Source organism: Chryseobacterium sp. HNCC26DJ238 (assembly GCF_057180465.1).
The window spans coordinates 66,435-86,205 of the sequence record NZ_JBXUGI010000008.1; the positions used below are offsets into that span (position 1 = coordinate 66,435).

The 19,771-nt window shown below is 36.1% G+C and carries 21 protein-coding genes and 1 other RNA gene; 2 read left to right on the forward strand and 20 right to left on the reverse strand.

What is annotated here, in order from left to right:
- Positions 1-5: 5 nt before the first annotated feature.
- From AC2A07_RS09255 to AC2A07_RS09265, 3 genes are all read right to left on the reverse strand, one after another.
- Positions 6-737, reverse strand: coding sequence for a DUF3667 domain-containing protein (locus AC2A07_RS09255; protein ID WP_484050158.1), 732 nt, complete (start codon positions 735-737; stop codon positions 6-8).
- Positions 738-1,034: 297 nt separating this feature from the next.
- Positions 1,035-1,985, reverse strand: coding sequence for a glycosyltransferase (locus AC2A07_RS09260; RefSeq protein WP_314491224.1), 951 nt, complete (start codon positions 1,983-1,985; stop codon positions 1,035-1,037).
- A 17-nt stretch (positions 1,986-2,002) separates the two neighbouring features.
- The gene (locus AC2A07_RS09265; protein ID WP_484050159.1) at positions 2,003-2,596 is read right to left on the reverse strand and encodes a DUF4199 domain-containing protein; all 594 of its coding nucleotides are present in this window, start codon (positions 2,594-2,596) and stop codon (positions 2,003-2,005) included.
- Between the two features lie 132 nt (positions 2,597-2,728).
- Here AC2A07_RS09265 and ffs point away from each other — a divergent pair.
- An RNA gene (gene ffs / locus AC2A07_RS09270) (signal recognition particle sRNA small type) lies at positions 2,729-2,826 on the forward strand.
- A 67-nt stretch (positions 2,827-2,893) separates the two neighbouring features.
- Here the strand turns inward: ffs and AC2A07_RS09275 are convergent.
- The 8 genes from AC2A07_RS09275 to gyrA all read right to left on the reverse strand — a co-directional run bounded on the left by AC2A07_RS09275 (position 2,894) and on the right by gyrA (position 12,485).
- Positions 2,894-3,580 (reverse strand): metal-dependent hydrolase, encoded by a 687-nt coding sequence (locus AC2A07_RS09275; protein WP_314491230.1) that lies wholly within the window; start codon positions 3,578-3,580, stop codon positions 2,894-2,896.
- A gap of 389 nt (positions 3,581-3,969) precedes the next feature.
- Complete coding sequence (gene menA / locus AC2A07_RS09280) at positions 3,970-4,899, reverse strand: 1,4-dihydroxy-2-naphthoate octaprenyltransferase (protein WP_484050160.1); 930 nt, start codon at positions 4,897-4,899, stop codon at positions 3,970-3,972.
- Between the two features lie 11 nt (positions 4,900-4,910).
- Entirely contained in the window at positions 4,911-6,416 is a 1,506-nt protein-coding gene (locus AC2A07_RS09285; protein ID WP_314491237.1) for a PH domain-containing protein, read from the reverse strand.
- The gene (locus tag AC2A07_RS09290) at positions 6,400-6,945 is read right to left on the reverse strand and encodes a PH domain-containing protein (protein ID WP_484050161.1); all 546 of its coding nucleotides are present in this window, start codon (positions 6,943-6,945) and stop codon (positions 6,400-6,402) included. The genes AC2A07_RS09285 and AC2A07_RS09290 overlap by 17 nt, the downstream gene beginning before the upstream one ends.
- A gap of 3 nt (positions 6,946-6,948) precedes the next feature.
- Entirely contained in the window at positions 6,949-7,587 is a 639-nt protein-coding gene (locus tag AC2A07_RS09295) for a hypothetical protein (RefSeq protein ID WP_484050162.1), read from the reverse strand.
- Positions 7,588-7,659: 72 nt separating this feature from the next.
- Positions 7,660-8,496, reverse strand: coding sequence for a 1,4-dihydroxy-2-naphthoyl-CoA synthase (locus AC2A07_RS09300; RefSeq protein ID WP_484050163.1), 837 nt, complete (start codon positions 8,494-8,496; stop codon positions 7,660-7,662).
- A 314-nt stretch (positions 8,497-8,810) separates the two neighbouring features.
- Positions 8,811-9,866 carry a tetratricopeptide repeat protein gene (locus AC2A07_RS09305; protein ID WP_314491248.1) on the reverse strand — a complete coding sequence of 352 codons (1,056 nt, stop codon included), beginning with the start codon at positions 9,864-9,866 and terminating at the stop codon, positions 8,811-8,813.
- Positions 9,867-9,893: 27 nt separating this feature from the next.
- Positions 9,894-12,485, reverse strand: a complete 2,592-nt coding sequence (gyrA, locus tag AC2A07_RS09310; RefSeq protein ID WP_484050164.1) for a DNA gyrase subunit A — start codon at positions 12,483-12,485, stop codon at positions 9,894-9,896.
- Between the two features lie 149 nt (positions 12,486-12,634).
- On the opposite strand from gyrA, the gene AC2A07_RS09315 reads away from it, so the two are divergent.
- Complete coding sequence (locus tag AC2A07_RS09315; RefSeq protein WP_484050165.1) at positions 12,635-12,949, forward strand: DUF4286 family protein; 315 nt, start codon at positions 12,635-12,637, stop codon at positions 12,947-12,949.
- A gap of 44 nt (positions 12,950-12,993) precedes the next feature.
- Here AC2A07_RS09315 and AC2A07_RS09320 read toward each other — a convergent pair whose 3' ends face one another.
- The 9 genes from AC2A07_RS09320 to uvrA form a co-directional block, all read right to left on the reverse strand.
- Positions 12,994-13,173, reverse strand: coding sequence for a hypothetical protein (locus AC2A07_RS09320; RefSeq protein ID WP_314491256.1), 180 nt, complete (start codon positions 13,171-13,173; stop codon positions 12,994-12,996).
- Between the two features lie 95 nt (positions 13,174-13,268).
- On the reverse strand, positions 13,269-13,409 hold the full coding sequence (locus AC2A07_RS09325) for a hypothetical protein (RefSeq protein ID WP_314491259.1): 141 nt from the start codon (positions 13,407-13,409) through the stop codon (positions 13,269-13,271).
- Between the two features lie 153 nt (positions 13,410-13,562).
- Positions 13,563-14,057, reverse strand: coding sequence for a GNAT family N-acetyltransferase (locus AC2A07_RS09330; RefSeq protein ID WP_314491262.1), 495 nt, complete (start codon positions 14,055-14,057; stop codon positions 13,563-13,565).
- Positions 14,058-14,061: 4 nt separating this feature from the next.
- Positions 14,062-14,574, reverse strand: a complete 513-nt coding sequence (locus tag AC2A07_RS09335) for a DUF421 domain-containing protein (protein WP_484050166.1) — start codon at positions 14,572-14,574, stop codon at positions 14,062-14,064.
- Positions 14,575-14,683: 109 nt separating this feature from the next.
- Positions 14,684-15,088, reverse strand: a complete 405-nt coding sequence (locus AC2A07_RS09340; RefSeq protein ID WP_314491265.1) for a hypothetical protein — start codon at positions 15,086-15,088, stop codon at positions 14,684-14,686.
- 234 nt (positions 15,089-15,322) lie between these two features.
- A complete protein-coding gene (locus AC2A07_RS09345) occupies positions 15,323-15,904 on the reverse strand; it encodes a leucine-rich repeat domain-containing protein (protein ID WP_484050245.1) in 582 nt (193 codons plus the stop codon).
- Positions 15,901-16,107: a hypothetical protein gene (locus AC2A07_RS09350; protein WP_484050167.1), complete on the reverse strand. Its 207-nt coding sequence runs from the start codon at positions 16,105-16,107 to the stop codon at positions 15,901-15,903. Before AC2A07_RS09350 ends, AC2A07_RS09345 begins: the two co-directional genes overlap by 4 nt.
- Before the next feature lie 68 nt (positions 16,108-16,175).
- Positions 16,176-16,775 (reverse strand): hypothetical protein, encoded by a 600-nt coding sequence (locus AC2A07_RS09355; RefSeq protein ID WP_314491274.1) that lies wholly within the window; start codon positions 16,773-16,775, stop codon positions 16,176-16,178.
- Positions 16,776-16,784: 9 nt separating this feature from the next.
- Entirely contained in the window at positions 16,785-19,613 is a 2,829-nt protein-coding gene (gene uvrA / locus AC2A07_RS09360) for an excinuclease ABC subunit UvrA (protein ID WP_484050168.1), read from the reverse strand.
- Positions 19,614-19,771 lie beyond the last annotated feature (158 nt).

Sequence of the window (19,771 nt, forward strand, 5' to 3'; positions counted from 1 at the left end):
TCAAACTAATATAGTTGATATAAAACTGCAAAAATCACAAAACTTTCTATTCCCATCAAAACATACAAAGCCGATACTCTCCAGAGTAGAACTGGTTTTGAGTATGATTTTTTAAAAGCATTCCAAAAAGTAATTGCCGGAAAGAGAATAGAAAGACCGAATATGATTTTGTCGATAAAATTGAAAATCTTTGAAATCGGTTTCCACAAACCAATCAGACTTACGATATCGCTCAACAAAAATAAGATTAAAATTCCTAAAAGACTCACTGTTGCAATGATAAAATGCTCGGCAATGTTGAACTTTAATCTTTTAAAAATCAAATATCCGTTAATTGCCAACATCGGAATGATGACAAACAGTATTACCTTGGAATATTTTGAGAAAAAATCTTTTACATCTGAAACATCATCCGAAAGAACCGGAGCCGGAGCAAATTGCTCGTAATAATGATAACTCAATACATTAAAACCAAAAAGAATCAGTAACAACGAAATAAAATTGTTGTATCTGATTCTTTTTCCTGAGATATAATCCATCGCCGTTTTGCCGGATCTGAATAAGATATCTTGTAAAGTTGAGAAAAATTTAGCTTCAACATGCCAAATCGAACCGAGAATATCATTTTTAATGAGCGAATTAACTGTAATTCTTGCCGTGTCTGCTTTCTGTCCGCAATGAGCACAAAACTCACCGGAAAGAAAATGACCGCAGTTCAGACAAGTTTTATTGCTCATTTTTAATTCATTCAGATAAAATTTTCTAAATATATTGGATATCCTATTAAATAAAAAAGAATAACCAAATCTATCGTTATCAAAACTTTAGTTAAAATAAATTTCTGACTTTTTACGATATGCTTTTCAAAATAATAGTTGAATACAAAAAGTAAAACGGGTATAAAAAATATAAAAGCTTTTCTTTTAGCAACTTCTGTAAAAGATTCTATTACTCTGAAATACTGCCAATACAATCTTATCAAGAAAAAGATAACTAAAATATTTATTAATATCAGAATTACTTTTTTGATCATTCTAGATTACTTCATCAATATTATAATTCTTATGTTCTCTATTAGTTCTGATAATCATTTCGCCCAAAAACCCTGCAATGAAAAGCAAAGTTCCCATCAACATCATTGTTAAAGCAATGAAAAACCAAGGATTATTAGTAATTAAATGTCCGTAAATTCCTCTTGCAACATCAATTAATTTTGAAACTCCCAACCAAAATGCTGAGAGAAAACCTACAATAAACATTAAAGTTCCTACAGCTCCAAAAAAATGCATGGGTCTTCCGCCAAAACGGCTTACAAACCAAAGAGTTACCAAATCTAAAAATCCTCGGACAAATCTTTCAGTACCAAATTTTGAAGTACCGTAAGGTCTTGCCTGATGCGGAACTTCTTTCTCTGTAATTCTTCTGAATCCCGCATTCGCAGCCAAAACAGGAATGTAACGGTGCATATCTCCATATACATCAATTGACTTGACGACCTGTTTTTTGTATGCTTTCAGACCACAGTTGAAATCGTGAAGATACACTCCTGAAACTTTTCTAGCCGCAGCATTGAAGAGTTTCGAAGGAATATTTTTAGTCATAACGTTATCAAAACGTTTCTTTTTCCAACCGGATACAATATCATAATTATCTTCGATCACCATCCGGTACAGTTCAGGAATTTCTTCCGGAAAATCCTGCAGGTCAGCGTCCATCGTAATGATCACATCACCGTTTACCCTTGCAAAAGCAGCGTGTAAAGCCTGAGATTTCCCGTAATTTCTGGAAAATTTTATTCCGTGGATCTGGGGATGCTGGATTTTTAAATTTTCAATAATGCTCCACGATAAATCGGTACTTCCGTCGTCAATAAACCAGACTTCATAGGATAAACTGCTGGTTGTACAGACCTTATCAATTCTCGTAAAAAGCTCTTCGAGAGACTCTTCTTCGTTAAGCAACGGAATAACTATAGATACATTCATTTAATTTCAATAAAATATTATTCTTCAATAATTTCCTGAGGGATGGTTTTCTTTCTAAAAAATGCCCCGAAAAATACTGACAAAACTACGTAAAATATAAGAATTGCTGCAAAATATCCTGAAAAATGACTTGCAGTCAGCATATCTTTTCCTTTAATTGTTTTAGGATCAAATCTCTGCAGTCCTTCCCGGTATTTCTGTTCAAGCTCATCAATATCTTTCTGGTGTTTCAGGATTTTTTTAGCAGACAGGTATTCTTTGTCCAATTCTGATTTCTGTCTTTGAACATATTGATAATTCAGGAGCTTTTTCGCATCAGTATCAATGAAATTTAAGAAAGAAAAAATGCTGACAATGGATAAAATTCCACCGATGAACATGGGAATGAAAGCTCTTTTAAACGCTTCTCTGAAGCCCATCCGATGGGTGTTCCAACGGGATTTTACAGACCAGAATGCTGCTAAAGCATAAAATATTGGCAAAACGAATGCATTGACTTTCAATGAAGTATCAAAATATTCAACACCGGAAAAAAGAAAATACACACCAAAAAAAATCAACATGGTAGCTGCGTAAAGTAAAATTCCTAAGGTTACTGGACTTTTCGTCATAATTTAATTTTTTAGAAAAATTTTCAAAAAATATTGGTCTAAATGTCAGCCTTTTAGCTTCAATAGAGGATTTTTTAGAGATTTTTTCTGTAATAATATTTTTAAGTTTACAATTAATTCCTATCTTTGCAACGGCAAGTCCTAAACAACCAGCTCCTGAGAACCCTCCAGGGTGGGAACGCAGCAAAGGTAATTGGTCGTAGCGGTGTGATTTAGGTAGCTTGCCATTTTTTTATTTTTATAAATTAAGAGATTAAGATGATTTTATATAAATTACTTAATCTCTTAATTTTTTTGTTATATCTCGAAACTGTCTCCTACTTTTGGAAGGACGAGTTCTACATTCTTCTCTTTAAAATCATTAACTGCTTTTTCATGATCAATTTCAATAGCCGGAAAAGTATCAAAATGACATCCGATCACTTTAGGCGTTTTTAATAATTCTGATGCTGCAAATGCTGCTTTTCTCGAACACATAGTGTAATGACCTCCAACCGGAAGAATAGATAGGTCTAAGTAGCCATATAGCTGCGGAAACAGCTGCATATCTGCCATAACTCCTGTATCACCTGCCAGGTATACATTTTTACCTTCAGGAAGTCTGAAAATATATCCTGCAGGAACACCGCCGTAACTTCCGTCCGGAAATGAACTTGTATGATGAGCCGGAACCATAGAGATTTTAAGATCATTGATTTTTGCAGATCCTCCAAGGTTTACATCGTTCGTATTTTTAGCATTTTTGAAATAAGCACAAATTTCCGGCTGCCCGATAATGGTTGCTTCAGGATAGTGCTGTAAAACCTCTCCAACATCAGCAATGTGATCGCCATGCGCATGCGTCAGTAAAATGTAATCTATTTTCTGAGCCGAAATATCAAACCCTGATTCTGCTTTTTTAAAATTATAGAAAGGGTCACATAAAATAGTTGTCTCCTGATAAGTGAACAAAAAACAGTTTTGTCCTAAAAATTGTATTTTCATTTTTTATTTATTTTTAAATATTTAATATGAACTTATAACACTGTCTGCTTTTACCGATACCCCACTATTGTAATAATAGATCAAGTATAAACAAAAGACTATTATTATAATTTGAATAATAACAATAACAATAGGTGGTTCGATTTTCCGTTTTAAAATTATGAAAGAAATAACAAAATCTATTAACAACACTGTTCCTAAAACAATCGGTATAACAGCAATTTCAGATATAGAAAATTCTTCAAATATCAATTCTTTACCTAATAAAATAAAAAAACCAATTAGGATTATTACCGATATCCACGTGATAATTATGTAAAATTTATTATTTACCATTTATCTCTCAAAATAGATTTATCCTTATTTAGAACCTAATAAAACTAGATTTTTTAACTGAAAAAATTTAGTCCGCAAGCAGTAAGTACTGCCATCATAAAAGTGATAATTCCTACCTGCTTCAGGAACGGGTCAAGCTGTTTAGGTTCTCTTACCGCCATGATCTTTCTTCTAAGTTTAGCAAGCGGTATCAGAAGGATCATCACAATAAAAACGTAATATTGCTGAGACTGAATAAAGCCGTTAATACCCAGAAAAATAAGAATCAGGATCAGGGGGAACTGAAGCAGAACCATCTCATAGATCATTGCATTTTTAAATCCGATTCTTAAAGCAAGACTGTTTTTACCTGATAATCTGTCGCTTTCAATATCACGCATATTATTGAGGTTAAGAACCGCCATACTCATCATACCTACAGCTGCCCCGGGTAAAAGCATATCACAGCTGAATGTTTTTGTGAAAAGAAAATAACTTCCGCACACTGAAACCAAGCCAAAAAAGATGAAGACAAAGAGATCTCCCAATCCCATATATCCGTAAGGTTTTTTTCCTACTGTATAACCGATGGCAGCCAGTATACTCGCAACTCCCAAACCGATGAAAAGATAAAATTCTTTCATGTAATCCGGGATAAAGGCCAGATATAAAAGTGCCAGGGTCGCTGCAAAAGATAAAACTGAGAAAATAATGACTGCGTTTTTCATCTGCTGTGCGGTAATCTTTCCGGATGCCACTGCTCTTGATTCGGCTTCGTTGATTCTTTTTGCATCGGTTCCTTTCACTCCGTCGCCGTAGTCATTAGCATAATTTGACAGCACCTGGTATAGCAGTGTAACTAAAAGGGCAAGAGCAAAAATTTTCCAGTCCCAGGTTCCTCCTTCGCCCCAAAGGCGCCATTTTGCAATGAATGACCCCATAATAATGCCGCTCAGGGAAAGCGGTAATGTTCTCAGCCTTGCAGCTTTTATCCAATCTGACATTAAATTTTATTTTAATTATTCTTAGAATTTTCAATTTTGAAAATACAGTAATTCAGCAGTTTTTTCAATTTTAAATAGTTTAACGCAGCTATTTTAAAGTGTCCTGCAGAGGTATAAAAAGTGACTGTTCCCAAGTTTGTTTTCCGTTGCCAAAAATACTGAGAAATTTTCACAGTTTGAAGTTTTTCGACCTCAAAAGTTCGGTTATCTACATCCCAGATCCCTGATTTTAGCCTGATAAATCTTTCGTTATAGAACAATCTTAAATTTCTGAAATAAATCAAAATAAACAATTCAGCTAAAACACTGTAAATGACTGCCATGAACCAATAGTTTACCAAAAGTTCTTTTTCAATCAGGAAAATTAAAAAAAGGGGAATTACAATCCACTGAAAAGTACTTAAAAGAATGAATCTGAAATTTGGTTTTAAAGAATGTTCAAAAACAGGATTTTCTGTCCAGACCGCTTCCGTCAGTTTTACTTTTTCACCGTTATCAATTCCCGGAACGGCTGCAGCATTCTTATGATCTTCCTCTTCATTCTTTCCTATCTGAAGAAATTTCACGTACGAAATTTTCATTTTCTTCTGGATCCAGTTCTGCGTTTCGGTAACCACCTGTACTTTAGACTTGTTCACGATCGAATTCCGGGTATTGAATAAACCGTATTCAAAAGAAAAACTCTGATTGTTTTCTGTAATTTTAAAGTTGAAAAATTTAATGAGCGTACGGACTGTATTGATCAGTATACCGATAATAACAGCACCTAACACAATTCCAAGGATCACCGGAACCGAAAATGCCAAAAAATGGGATTCCACCGTGTCATAATCTAACGGTGTTTCAAATTCTGCTTTTCTGAGCAGGTTGGTAATTTCGGAAAAACCATAAATGATTAAACTGACCAATGCTAAAAAGCTCTGAACATAATTTGCAGTAATTCCGTATTTTAAAATGCTCAGGGTAGATATTTTGATGGAACGGATGAGTTGAATATCTTTATCCTGAAGTGTCTCATCAGATTCTTCTGACTTTTCAGCAATCTTTTTTTCTGTTAATAGATATTTTTTTAGGTCTACCGCATTTTGTTTAGTCAATGCTGAAATCTTCACTTCTTTGCCCGAACTTCCGGGAGTATCAATTTCAAGTTTATAGATATTGAAGAAACGGTGAACAAAGGGTTGTGAAATATTGACTTCCTGAATATTTTCTCTTTTAATTTTAGTTACGGAAGTATTGATAATGCCTTCATGAATGACAAACTCTTCATTTTCTTCGTCAATGTAATATTTGAAATGATAATACTGGAGAACAGCGGAACCGATTAAAATCAAAAGAACCGCTATCACCGAGGGAATGATCATCCATAACTGCATTTTTTCGTTTCTGACAAAAAAAAGGATAACGAAAACCCATAAATTTTTGATCACCATTCCGATATTATACAGAAAAAGCAGGACAATTCCCGTTTTAGACTGTCGCTGCGGCTGAAAAAAAGAATTACGCTTCTCCTCCATCTTCTTTTTTTTCTATCGAAATTGCGGTTCTGACATGATGATTGATTCCTTCTGCAATATCTTCCGGCAGACCATTGATGGTGATATCTCCACCGTTAACTCCTGCGGTAAAAACAGAAACAGATTTTAGATTTAATATTTTCGAAAACCAGCCCTGCTCAACTTTAATATGCTGAATTCTGTTAAAAGGGACGATAATGATACTGCGTTTCAGCCAGCCATACTGATACACCAAATCTTTTTCACGGACAGCATATTTCCTGAATCTGAAACCGATCACAGCATTGAGAAAAAGAAAAAAAATGAACAGAACAGCAACAGTAATTACAGCTGAAATCTGCAGGGAATTGAGATTGAAATAAAAAAAATAGAAGGCCAAAGCTACAACCCCGATCAAAAAAACGGAAAATAAACCGAGATTCAATAAGATGATCTGAAGATATTTTGGTGAAACATCCATCAGTTTCAAATCACTGAAATCCGGAATCTCAAGGTGAAAAATCTGGTCGTTTTTAAAGTTTTGTTCCATAGATCAGATATTAAAACTGAGTTTAGGTTTTAACATAACGCAGTAAATGAGCATCAGGAAACCAAAGATCAGATAATAGGATTCTTTAGGAGAATAGCAGATCATTTTTTTCCAGAAGCTGGCCTGAGAGTAATTGTAATCGCTAATAGTAAAAGAACTTATCCCACAATCTCCGTTTCCACCTGCTCCGTAATGGCTTTCATTATTTATTTTTCTGTAGGCTAAATATATGCTGTTGGTTTTACCGGTATCTAAACCACATTGCTTATATTTTGTTTTCTCTACAATATTTAACAGATGAACTAAATCGGCATAAACATTTTCATCCGAAAACTGAAATCTGATTCCGGTAAAATCAACATCTTTTACCCTTAGCTGATTTATTTCTTTAATAAAATCGTCTTCTGTTTTCTGATCAAAACCGGGCTTAACATTAATTATCTTATAAGTCCATCCTTCGGTTGGAATCTTTGCGAATTCCTGAGTTTTTTCACCTTTTTTAGCTTTCGCAGGAAGTCCGATATCCATCACTCTCATGTTCATCTGACTGTAAACAGGAGCAGCATAATAGACAAACAAAAGAGGAACTAAAAGCGCACTGATAATTCCGCTAACATAATATATTCTTTTATGTTTTTTCATTTCTTTTGTTTTTATATTAAACAGCTCAAAAAAACAATAGGCAATACATTACCCATTACCCATTACTCATATTCAAGAAATCCACTGATCTTTTCCAAAATCCGGTTTTCTTTTTTCCAGGAATGCATTTCTCCCTTCTTTTGCTTCCTCTGTCATGTAAGCCAGACGGGTAGCTTCACCGGCAAAAATCTGTTGCCCAACCATTCCGTCATCGGTAAGATTCATCGCAAATTTCAGCATTCTGATGGATGTAGGTGATTTAGCTAAAATTTCCTGCGCCCATTCATAAGCGGTATCTTCGAGTTCTTCATGAGGAATTACAGCATTGACCATTCCCATTTCCAGTGCTTCCTGAGCAGAATAGTTCCTTCCTAAAAAGAAAATTTCACGGGCTTTTTTCTGTCCCACCATTTTCGCCAGATATGCAGAACCGTATCCACCGTCAAAACTGGTCACATCAGCATCGGTCTGCTTAAAAATCGCATGCTCTCTGCTTGCTAAAGTCAAGTCACAAACGACATGCAGTGAATGACCGCCTCCTACAGCCCATCCAGGGACTACAGCGATGACAGCTTTTGGCATAAAGCGGATAAGACGCTGAACTTCTAAAATATTTAAGCGGTGTCTTCCGTCTTCACCTACATATCCCTGCTGTCCTCTTGCATTCTGATCACCTCCGCTGCAGAAAGCCCAGCCCCCATCTTTGGTGCTTGGTCCTTCCCCGGAAAGCAATACAACGCCTATCGAAGAATCTTCGTAAGCATCGTAAAAAGCATCGTATAATTCTGAAGTTGTTTTGGGTCTGAAAGCATTGCGGACCTCAGGTCTGTTAAAGGCAATTCTCGCTACGCCGTTACATTTTTTATAAGTAATATCTTCGTATTCTCTGACGGTTTTCCACTCGATCATTCTGTAAAAATTTTTATCAAAGATAAGGAATTGCAGAGAATTTTAACAGTCCTTTTTTGGATAATCACCTGAAATTTTAAAGAAACGGGATCAGCTGTTTTCAGAAAAAGGACCTTCTGAATTTGCCTGCTTTGCAATCTGTGTAGTTTCAAAACTCATTAACAATATTATGAAAATAGATCACTTATATAGGATCTTATTATCAACTTCAGGTATAAAATACTCATATAAGTAAATGAGAAGATTAATTCCTTTAATAAAAATAAAAAACCGAAACAAAAATGTTCCGGTTCCATATAATTAAAAGTGTGGTCTTACTTTGGCTGTTTTGCTTCAAGTTCAGCTTCTTTAGCTTTCATTTCATTCATTTTTGCCGTGTTTTTCGTAATGGCATAAATTTCTCTTAAAACAGAAACAGCATCCCTGCTTTCAGGGTTAGTCTGATACCACTTTTCAGCGAATGGAAGTGCCTTATTAAACCTTTCTTTTCGGGCTTCTATTAATTTGGTAGCCTCGTCAGGATTCGATTTTCTTAATGCATTAATACTCTCAACTGCTTTAGCGTCATCCCCCAGTGTTGTATATACTAAATTCTGATGAGCGTTATTAGAAAGAGTCGGATTATTTGAAGAAAGTTCGATGGCTTTCTGGAAAGAAGCAATCGCATCATTTGCTGTTGCCGGGTCTTTTGACTGAAGTACTCCTAAATTGTACCAGTTGGTTCCGTCATTAGGATTTTTAGCCAACTGCTCTTTTAAGTTCGCCATAAATTTATCCGTATTTCCGGATGCATACAATGCAGATCCCTGATATTCCTTTAATTTAGCATTATTTGGATATTTAGCTAAACCTTTTTCGATCAATGCCAGAGCTTCATCGTTCTTTTTGGCATTTAAAAGTAATGTTGACAATGTTTCGTATAAATCAGGCTCTACACTTTTTGTCTGTTCACTTTTAAAATCCGAATAATCTTTTGAAGAAGATTTTTTCAGAAGCTCCCAGGTATTTTTATCGTAAGTAGCCACCTGTCCTGTCTTGTTTTCTTTCGCCGTGTATTGAGTCTGTACTCCTGTATATCCTGAATTGATCAAATCAGTATAGATCTTAATAGCTTCGTCTACATTATTAGCCAAAGCATAGCTCAACCCTGCATAATACATATACACTTTATCATCCTGACCGCTTGTTTTCATCAGGTTATAAACTTCTAAAAACTTAGGTGCTGCGGCTGAATAGTTTTTCGCCTGATAAGCATCCATTGCTGCTTTATTAGAAGCCTGTAATTGCGCATTTACATCCTTAGCATCCTGTTTCTGTCCGAAAACGAATGCCGATGAAACGATTGCTATACCTAAAATTAGCTTTTTCATAATAATAACAATTTTATTTTTATTTAATTATTCTTCAGAACTTTCTTCAGTATGATCGTCTGAATTCTCTATTTCTGAATTGTTTTCGATTTCCGGAGCGTCACCTTCTTCAGTTGGCAAAACTGCAGTTTCTGAACCTTCTGTAAGTTCATCCTCTTCTACTACATCCTTATCCATTTCAACTTTTGCGATGGCTGCAATTTCATCATTCTTTTTCAGATTGATCATTTTTACACCCTGGGTATTTCTACCCATGACACGCATCTCGTTCATATTCATCCTGATGGCAACTCCTGATTTGTTGATGATCATCAGTCCGTCTTCATCGGTAACATTCTGGATAGCGATAAGATTACCTGTTTTTTCTGTGATATTTAGGGTAATAACTCCTTTTCCACCTCTGTTCGTCTCTCTGTAGTCCAGTACAGCAGTTCTTTTACCATATCCTTTCTCAGAAACTACCAGTACAGTATCATTGTCAAGATCGTTCACAACAATCATACCAATTGCCTCATCATTATCTTCCATACTGATCCCCCGAACACCAATCGAACCTCTTCCCACTTCTCTTACTTTCTCTTCAGGGAAACGGATACATTTTCCGTTTTTCGTAGCGATCATAATCTGAGAAGTTCCATTGGTTAAATAGGCTCCTAACAACATGTCATTATCCCTGATTTCAATGGCATTAACTCCATTGATCCTCGGTCTTGAATAGGCTTCAAGTGAAGTTTTTTTAATGGTTCCGTTCTTAGTAACCATTACAACACTCATTTGGTTGACATATTCAGCATCTTTCAGGTTGTTGGTTCTGATATATGCTTTAATCTTATCATCCGGCTCGATGTTGATCAGGTTCTGTACTGCTCTTCCTTTTGCGGTTTTTGAACCTTCAGGAATTTCAAATACTCTTAACCAGTAGCATTTTCCTTTTTCTGTGAAGAACAGCATATACTGGTGGTTGGTGGCAGACACAATATACTCCAGGAAATCTGAATCTCTTGTTGTAGCCGCTTTGTTTCCAACACCACCTCTGCTCTGAATTTTGTATTCGGAAAGTAAGGTTCTTTTTACATATCCGGCGTGAGAGATTGTAAGAACTACGGCTTCGTTCGGGATAATATCTTCAATAGACATTTCTCCTCCTGAATAATCGATTTCTGTTCTTCTTTCATCACCATATTTTTCTTTAATTTCAATCAATTCATCCTTAATGATCTGAAATCTTCTCGGCTCATTAGCCAGGATATCTTCCAAATTATTAATTTCTTTCATTATTGCTTCATACTCATCACGGATCTTATCCAGTTCCATTCCCGTTAAACGGGCCAGACGAAGATCAAGAATTGCCTGAGCCTGAATTTCAGAAAGATCAAATTCCTGAATAATTCCTTCTTTTGCAGCTTGTGGATTGGCACTGTGACGGATGATCGCAATTGCTTTATCCAATGAATCCTGAGTCCCGATCACTTTCATGAAACCTTCAAGAATATGGGCTCTCTCTCTGGCTTTTTTAAGTTCGTACTCGGTTCTTCTCACAATGACCACATGTCTGTGCTCAACAAAGTGGTGAATAATATCTTTTAGATTCAGCTGTTCCGGTCTTCCGTGTACCAGGGCAATATTATTGACACTGAAAGAAGTCTGCAGTGAAGTATATTTATATAATAAGTTGAGAACAACATTTGGAATGGCGTCATTTTTCAATTCATAAACCACACGCATCCCGTTTCTGTCTGATTCATCCCTGATTTCATAGATACCCGGGATTTTTTCATCCTTCACCAACTCCGCTGTTCTGGCAATCATTTCAGCTTTGTTGACCTGGTAAGGGATTTCAGTTACAATAATTGCATTTCGGTTATGCACTTCCTCAAAGTTAACTTTTGCCCTGAGAACGACTCTTCCTCTTCCCGTGTGGAAAGCGTCTCTCACTCCATCATATCCGTAGATGATTCCTCCTGTTGGAAAGTCGGGAGCAACGATGTGCTGCATCAGCTCGTCAATGGTAATCTCCCTGTTGTCAATATACGCCGTGATGGCATCTACTGCTTCAGACAGGTTATGGGGCGCCATATTAGTCGCCATCCCTACTGCAATACCTGAAGTACCGTTGACCAAAAGATTCGGAATCTTAGTAGGCATTACGCTTGGTTCCGTTAAGCTGTCATCAAAGTTATTCTGAAAGTCAACCGTTTCTTTATCAAGATCAGATAAGATCTCGTCTGAAATTTTCTTCAGCCTTGCCTCGGTATAACGCATTGCTGCAGGCGGATCTCCATCCATTGAACCGAAGTTACCCTGCCCGTCTACCTGTGGATATCGTAAACTCCATGGCTGAGCCATTCTTACCATTGCATCGTATACAGAAGAATCTCCGTGTGGGTGATATTTACCTAAAACATCCCCTACGATTCTTGCAGATTTTAAGTACTTTCTGTTTGAAAAAACCCCTAATCCATACATACCGTAAAGCACTCTTCTATGAACAGGTTTCAAGCCATCTCTTACATCCGGTAAAGCTCTTGAAACAATAACGGACATTGAATAATCAATATAAGATGACTTCATTTCATCAACGATGTTGATAGGAATCAATCTTTCTCCTTCTCTTTGCATATATAACTTTTATTGTAATGATAATCAGATATTTAAAAAACAACCTGAAAACTATTAATTTTGAATATTTAATAACGGGCTAATTTACGAAATTTTTACCGATTTTTGCGGAACTATTTATTCAAATAATCTTAAAAATTCTTAAAAAAATGAGCGTATTAAGCATTACTTTCCATTGTACAAAAGACAATATAGGAGAATGGGAAAATTACGTGGATGATACATTGGTCCTGATGACTGAAAACCTGCTGGATGTAGAAAAATATATCCTCTCTGAAGTTCACAGCGACTTCATCGAAGACGGTAAAAATTACAACCTTCTTCTGATTTTTGACAGCGAGGAAAAACGGGTTGAGTTTATGGAGAGCGAACTGAAGAATATCAGTGAAATCATCGAGAAAAAGTTTGGCCAGGAAGTCATGATCTTCAACACTTTTCTGAATCCAAAAAAGACAAGACTTTAGATATAACAGTAAAAAATCCCCAATTCAGATTGGGGATTTTATTTTTAATGTCTTCCGCGGTGATGTCCTCTACCGGGATGCGGATGATGATGTTTCGGGCCATGCATTTTTCTGCCGTGACCCGGCGGCGGTCCCGGTCTCCGTCCATGATGGGGCGGAGCTACACATGAGGCCAGCATAATCACGGTTAAAAATATACCTAAGCTTTTTATTAAAATCTTCATATTTTTTCTGTTTTAATTTCCAGGCGTACTTAAAACAATGTTAATGCCAAAGAATTCAAAATAGCTGAAGTACAGCAGGTATCATCCGTGAGTTATTACCTGTTTCGGTGTTCCTTTATTTTTTCCACTTTTTTATCGTGCCCAGGTGGCATTGGTCTGCGTCCCGGATGTGGAAGACATGAGGAAAGAAATGCGGCTGCGGTTACCATTAAGATTGTATTTTTCAGAAGTTTCATATTGTATAATTTTAGATTGGTCACCTGTTCAGATACAATCAAAATGCCAAAATCGTCGCATTAAAACTCACTGTACATTTCCGGGCGACGTAATGCATGCTTTCAGTAAGGTTCAGGTAAATGTAAAATATAAAGAAGTGTTTATGTTAAATCCTAAAATAGACTGTTACTTCTTCTTTCAAGCATCACAAGGTCTTTCCATTTGCCGTGAAGCTTCCCTACCTTCTCCCGGATTCCGACGCTTCGGAAACCATTTTTTAAATGAAATTTTATGGACGCTTCATTTTCAGGGAAGATATTAGACTGTAAAGTCCAGAATCCGTGGTTTTCGCTGTCAATTATGAGTTTTCTCAGCAAAAGAGTACCAAGGCCTTTCCCCAAATAATTCTGATCAAAATAGATGCTAACTTCAGCCACTCCTTTGAAACATTCTCTTTTACTAACCGGTTTCAATGCACACCATCCGATCACTAAGCTGTTTTCGTCTTCCAACACCCATCGGCAGTCATTGATAAAACTCGTATCCCATACTTCGGGGTTAGGAAGTTCAGTATCAAAAGTTGCAATCCCGCCATCAATCCCCTGCTGAAAAATTTCCATGACACGGGTCTGATCTTTAGGAAGCATTTCTCTTATTTCGTAGTTCATTTTTTTAATGATATTTTCTTCTGTTTTTTCTTTTGATCCTTGAATAGTGGGTCTGCCGGTCTTTCTGATCTTCAGAGATTACGCTTATGTTCCCGTCAACTTCCAGGATAGAAAGTTTTACATTTTCAATGCTTTCTATCCCGTGTTCCCTGATCGATTCGTTCAGTTCGTCAAAAGTAATTTTCACTTTCCGCAAAGCAACATAATCCACCACTCCGTCCTTGACAAGAATTACCGGATCCGCTTCCATAAAAATTGAAAATGACCGACTGGAAAACATAAACCTTTTAACCGTAAAATTGGCAGCAAAGAGAACGAGTGCGGCCACGATTCCACCTTCAAGCGAAGTATTATTTCCTACCATGGCGTTCTGTACTGCATTGGAGATCAGAAGCAGTAAAACGACATCTCCTGCATTGAGCTGTGAGAGCTGGTTTTTTCCAAACAGGCGAATGGCTGCTACCATAAAGAGGTAAACACACAGCGAGCGGATAACAACATCAAGAATCGGATTCAAAGGATGAAAATTTAACATCAAATGTATGGAATTACGGGAAATAAAAAAACTGCTTTTTCAAGCAGTTCATTGGAAATTGAATTCCTTTTTCTGATCAATTATTTTTTGATTATCTATTGTCGATATCCACTCTTACCGGCATAACATAAGATGATGCGATCATATTTTCATTCAGTTTATTTGCATCAATTTTATATTGAAGATGGCTCAACACGCTTTCAATTTCTTTACTCACATTTTTACAGTCTCCTTTGGAACGTACATTCACGATTTTACCATTTTCGTTGACATCAAATTTTACTTCTGAGTTAACAATTCCAGTTTTATAGTCAGAGTTGGTAAAATCAAAATTCTGAATCAATAAACTCCTGATTTCATTGAAAGCATCATTTTTACCTACCTGAACCTCCTGAATGGTATTATTAGAAGTAGTTTGAGCTTTTACATTTCCTGCTATTGCTGTTAATCCCAATGCGAAAAGAGAGGCAACAAATATTTGAATTTTATTTTTCATAATGTAGATTTTTTAATTGTTTAAATGTTATTACCAGTTTTGCTATACATCTAAATCATAAAAACCGACTTCATAAGTCTCTGGTTATATAGTATTTATCAGATGTATTCTGATTTCTTAACCAAAGATATAAAAAATTATTCATACAAATTTCACATTGAGTTAACATTGGGTTAACATTGGAGTTTAAATTATTGATATTCAGATTATTAAATTTTAAAAATAGTTGAATTGTTAATATTGGGAGATAAAATACTTGCGTAAATCTTCTAAATGATTCTCATAACCATAACCACATAACCCCAAATCTGTTTTGTTTAAAAATGGATTGCCTTCAACATTTATAAAATTCAGCTGCTTGAAATTTAAAATTTCTTTAATAATTCCAACCTCATCTATCTGATTATAAGTTAGATTTAGATGCTTTATTTCTTTAATAAATTCCAAATTCCTGAATTTGTTAATCCAATTATTGCGTAAGTCTAAATGAGTTAGGTTACAATTACTCAATACTTGAAAATCAACCTCTGTTAAAGCATTAAATTCAATTTTCAAAATTTCAAGACTTTTCAGATGATCTGTGCCATTAATCTCTTTAATCTGATTTCTCGTTAAATATAGTTCTTCCAAATTTTTAAGATTTTCAAATCCTTTTATTTTAGTTATATAATTATTTGAAAGATTCAATATTTTTAAATCGGGATTTGAAAACTCATTTAACTTTACAATTTTATTATTGCCAATAATTAGTATTTCTAATTTAGAAAATGCCTGCAGACCATCAGTAACCGATAATGAATTTCCGTATAGGTTCAGATAAAGTAATTCTTTGAAGTTTCAAAGCCTTTAATACTCTCAATATTATTATTTGAGAGGTTCAGACCTATAACCTTATTTTTCTTATCGGTAAGAAATAGATTGGTGTGTTCGCCAGTTACAATATCAACTTTATCAAATACCTGGTTAAGTTTTATGTTATGAACTTTTTCGAGAGCTATAATTTCGTTTGGCTTTTTCATAAAGTCTGTTTGTATAAAATTAAAAAAGAATCTGCATTCACAGATTCTTTTAATAATTGAATGGATGTTTAAAGTCCTTCAATAATTCTTTTATTTTCTAATTCATCAATAATAAATTTTGCATCACTTTCGTTAATATATTTATTTTCATAAAGCCAGTGAATTCTACTAATTTGTATATGAACCGGAATTAAATTATCAACTTTATAATATTCCTTTAGGAAAAACTGTTTTTTACCCTCCTTTATATTTAATATAAAAGCATCAACTTCTTTCATTTCCTTTTTCTTATAAGAAAAGATAAGCGGCTTTGCAGCTGTAAGACTTTTAGAATTTTCTTTTCTGAATTCACTGTTACAAATAGCAGTGACAATTAAAGAAGGAATCAACGCAATAATAAAAACGGTCATACCCATCGTATAGGAAAGCTGATAACCGTCATTTATAACAATACTTAATAATATTGAATTGAAAACCATAGAAACTGAGATCCCAATTAATACAGGATCTTTCTTCTTTATGAATACCGTTTCATCAAACTGGATATCCGGAAAATAGATCTTATATTCATTTAATTCTTTTACAAAATTACTTTTTACAAAAACTCCATCTTCCTGAATCTCAAAATACCTAGAGTTTCTTCCATCTTTTTGTTTTAGTACAGTCATCCGATAAATCTACATTTCCTTCTTCAAATACTTCCCTGTCAAACTCTTCTTCGATTTAATAATCTCTTCCGGAGTTCCCTTAGCTATAATCTCTCCACCATATTTTCCACCTTCAGGACCTACATCAATAATATGATCTGCCAGTTTGATGACATCCATATTATGTTCGATGATGATAAAAGAGTTTCCTAATTCTACCAGCTTATTGATAGCATCCATCAGAATTTTCACATCTTCAAAATGAAGTCCTGTAGTCGGTTCGTCAAGAATATATAAAGTATTTCCGGTTTGTCTTTTTGCGAGTTCTGTTGCCAGCTTGATACGTTGCGCTTCCCCTCCGGAAAGCGTAGTTGACTGCTGTCCCATGGTAATATAACCCAAACCGACATCCTGTAAAGTTTTCACTCTTGCAAAAATTTTTGGAATCGGCTGGAAGAAATCTACCGCTTCATCAATCGTCATGTCCAAAACATCGGAAATTGATTTTCCTTTGTAACGGACTTCCAGCGTTTCTCTGTTGAAACGTTTTCCGTTGCAGGTTTCACAATGCACGTAGACATCGGGTAAGAAGTTCATTTCAATGACTTTCAAACCACCTCCTTGACAAGTTTCGCATCTTCCGCCTTTTACATTGAAAGAAAATCTTCCCGGCTTATAGCCACGGATTTTACTTTCAGGCAGTTCAGAAAATAAATTTCTGATATCGGTGAACATTCCTGTGTAGGTTGCAGGATTTGAACGCGGCGTTCTTCCGATCGGAGTCTGATCTACATCTACAATTTTATCAATATTGTCAAGCCCTTCAATTTTCTTGTATGGCAACGGTTCCTGAACCGCTCTGTAAAAATGTTTGTTCAGGATCGGATACAATGTTCCGTTGATCAGGGAAGATTTTCCGCTTCCTGAAATTCCTGTCACCACCACGAGTTTTCCCAATGGAATTTCAAGGTTTACATTTTTAAGATTGTTTCCTGTAGCTCCTTTCAGTGAGATACTTTTTCCGTTACCCTCTCTTCTTACTTCCGGAATGGCAATTTTTCTTTTCCCGTTGATGTAGTCTGCGGTAATGGTATCTGCTTTCAGTAACTCTTCCGGTTTTCCCTGCCAAAGAATTTCCCCACCGAATTTTCCGGCTCTCGGACCAATATCCAGAACCTCATCGGCTTCCATAATCATGTCTTTATCGTGCTCAACCACCAGTACCGAATTTCCGATATCACGGAGATTCTTTAGTGAATTGATAAGTCTTTCGTTGTCTCTCTGGTGCAGACCGATACTCGGTTCATCAAGAATATAGAGAACATTCACGAGCTGAGAACCGATTTGCGTTGCCAGACGGATCCTCTGAGATTCTCCTCCGGAAAGGGTTTTTGAGCTTCTGCTCAGACTTAAATATTCCAGACCGACATCCAGCAGGAACTGAAGCCTGGTTTCGATCTCTTTCAAAATCTCATGGGCAATAATACCGTTTTTTTCTGAAAACTTATCTTTGACCTCCCTCAGCCAGTCTTTCAGATCCGATAAACTTAGTGCATTGATTTCAGCAATGTTTTTTCCATCGATTTTAAAGCTTAAACTCCCCGGCTGAAGACGTGTCCCTTTACAGTCCGGGCAGGTCTCTTCAGTCGTGAAATGTCTTTCGAGCAAAACACCTTCGTACGATTCTTTTTCATCGATGATCTCTTCCATGAAAGGAATCAGACCATCAAAGCTGATTTTTATTTTTTTGGTAATTCCTGCGTATTTCAGGTCTTTGTTAAATTCTTTATGACATCCGTTGTACATGTAATCCAGCGCTTCTGCCGGAATATCTTTAAACGGAGTTGTAAGTCCCAATCCAAAAATCTCCAGAATACTTTTGATCTGTGCCAGAACCCATTTATTCGATTTGATGTCTTCCAAAGGAAGAAGACCTCCCTGATTGATGGATAATTTAGGATTTTCAACAAAATAATCAGTGTTTATTTTTTTGATTGTTCCCAAACCTTTACAGCTTGGGCAGCTACCTTTAGGCGAGTTGAAAGAAAAGGTATTCGGTTCAGGCAAGGCTAATGAATGACCGGTTTCAGCATCCATCAGATTTTTTGAAAAATATTCTATTTCCGTACTTCCCAGTTTTTGAATTCCTATGACTCCCTCACCCATTTCCATGGCCGTTCTCAGTGATTTCTCCATTCTGGCTTCAGAAGCAGATTCACCGATTATCCAACGGTCGATGACAATATCGATATCATGGGTTTTATACCGGTCCAGTTTTAAATCATATTCGATATCCTGCAGTTCGCCGTCAATTCTCGCCTGTCCGTATCCTTTCTTAGCCATCTGAACGAACAGTTCATGATAATGCCCTTTTCTTGAACGTACCACTGGGGCCATCAGCATCAGTTTTTCACCTTTATAGTTTTCTTTAATGGTATCAAGAATCTGATCCTCGGTATAGCTGACCAGTTTCTTTCCTGATGATAATGAATAGGCATCTGAAACTCTTGCAAACAAAAGTCGGAGATAATCATACAGTTCAGTCACTGTTCCTACGGTAGAACGTGGGTTTTTATTGGTCGTTTTCTGCTCGATGGCAATAACGGGAGACAGTCCTTCAATCTTATCGACATCCGGACGTTCCAGGCCTCCCAGGAACTGGCGGGCATAGGCTGAGAAAGTTTCGATGTACCGACGCTGGCCTTCAGCAAAAATCGTATCAAAGGCCAATGACGATTTTCCGCTTCCGGAAAGCCCGGTAATAACCACCAGCTCGTTGCGCGGAATTTTGACATCAATGTTTTTAAGATTGTGTTCTCTGGCTCCGTAAACTTCTATATATTCTTTTGATTCACTCATAATCTGGGGTGATCTCACATGAAAATCACGATTTGCAAAATTACGGAATTTTATGGAATTTATTGGGTTAAAAAATACCATGAATTACAGTTTAAGCATATCAGTTTTTTAAATTTTGAAGCCCGTTATTGCGGTCGGATTATCCTGATCCTGATTAA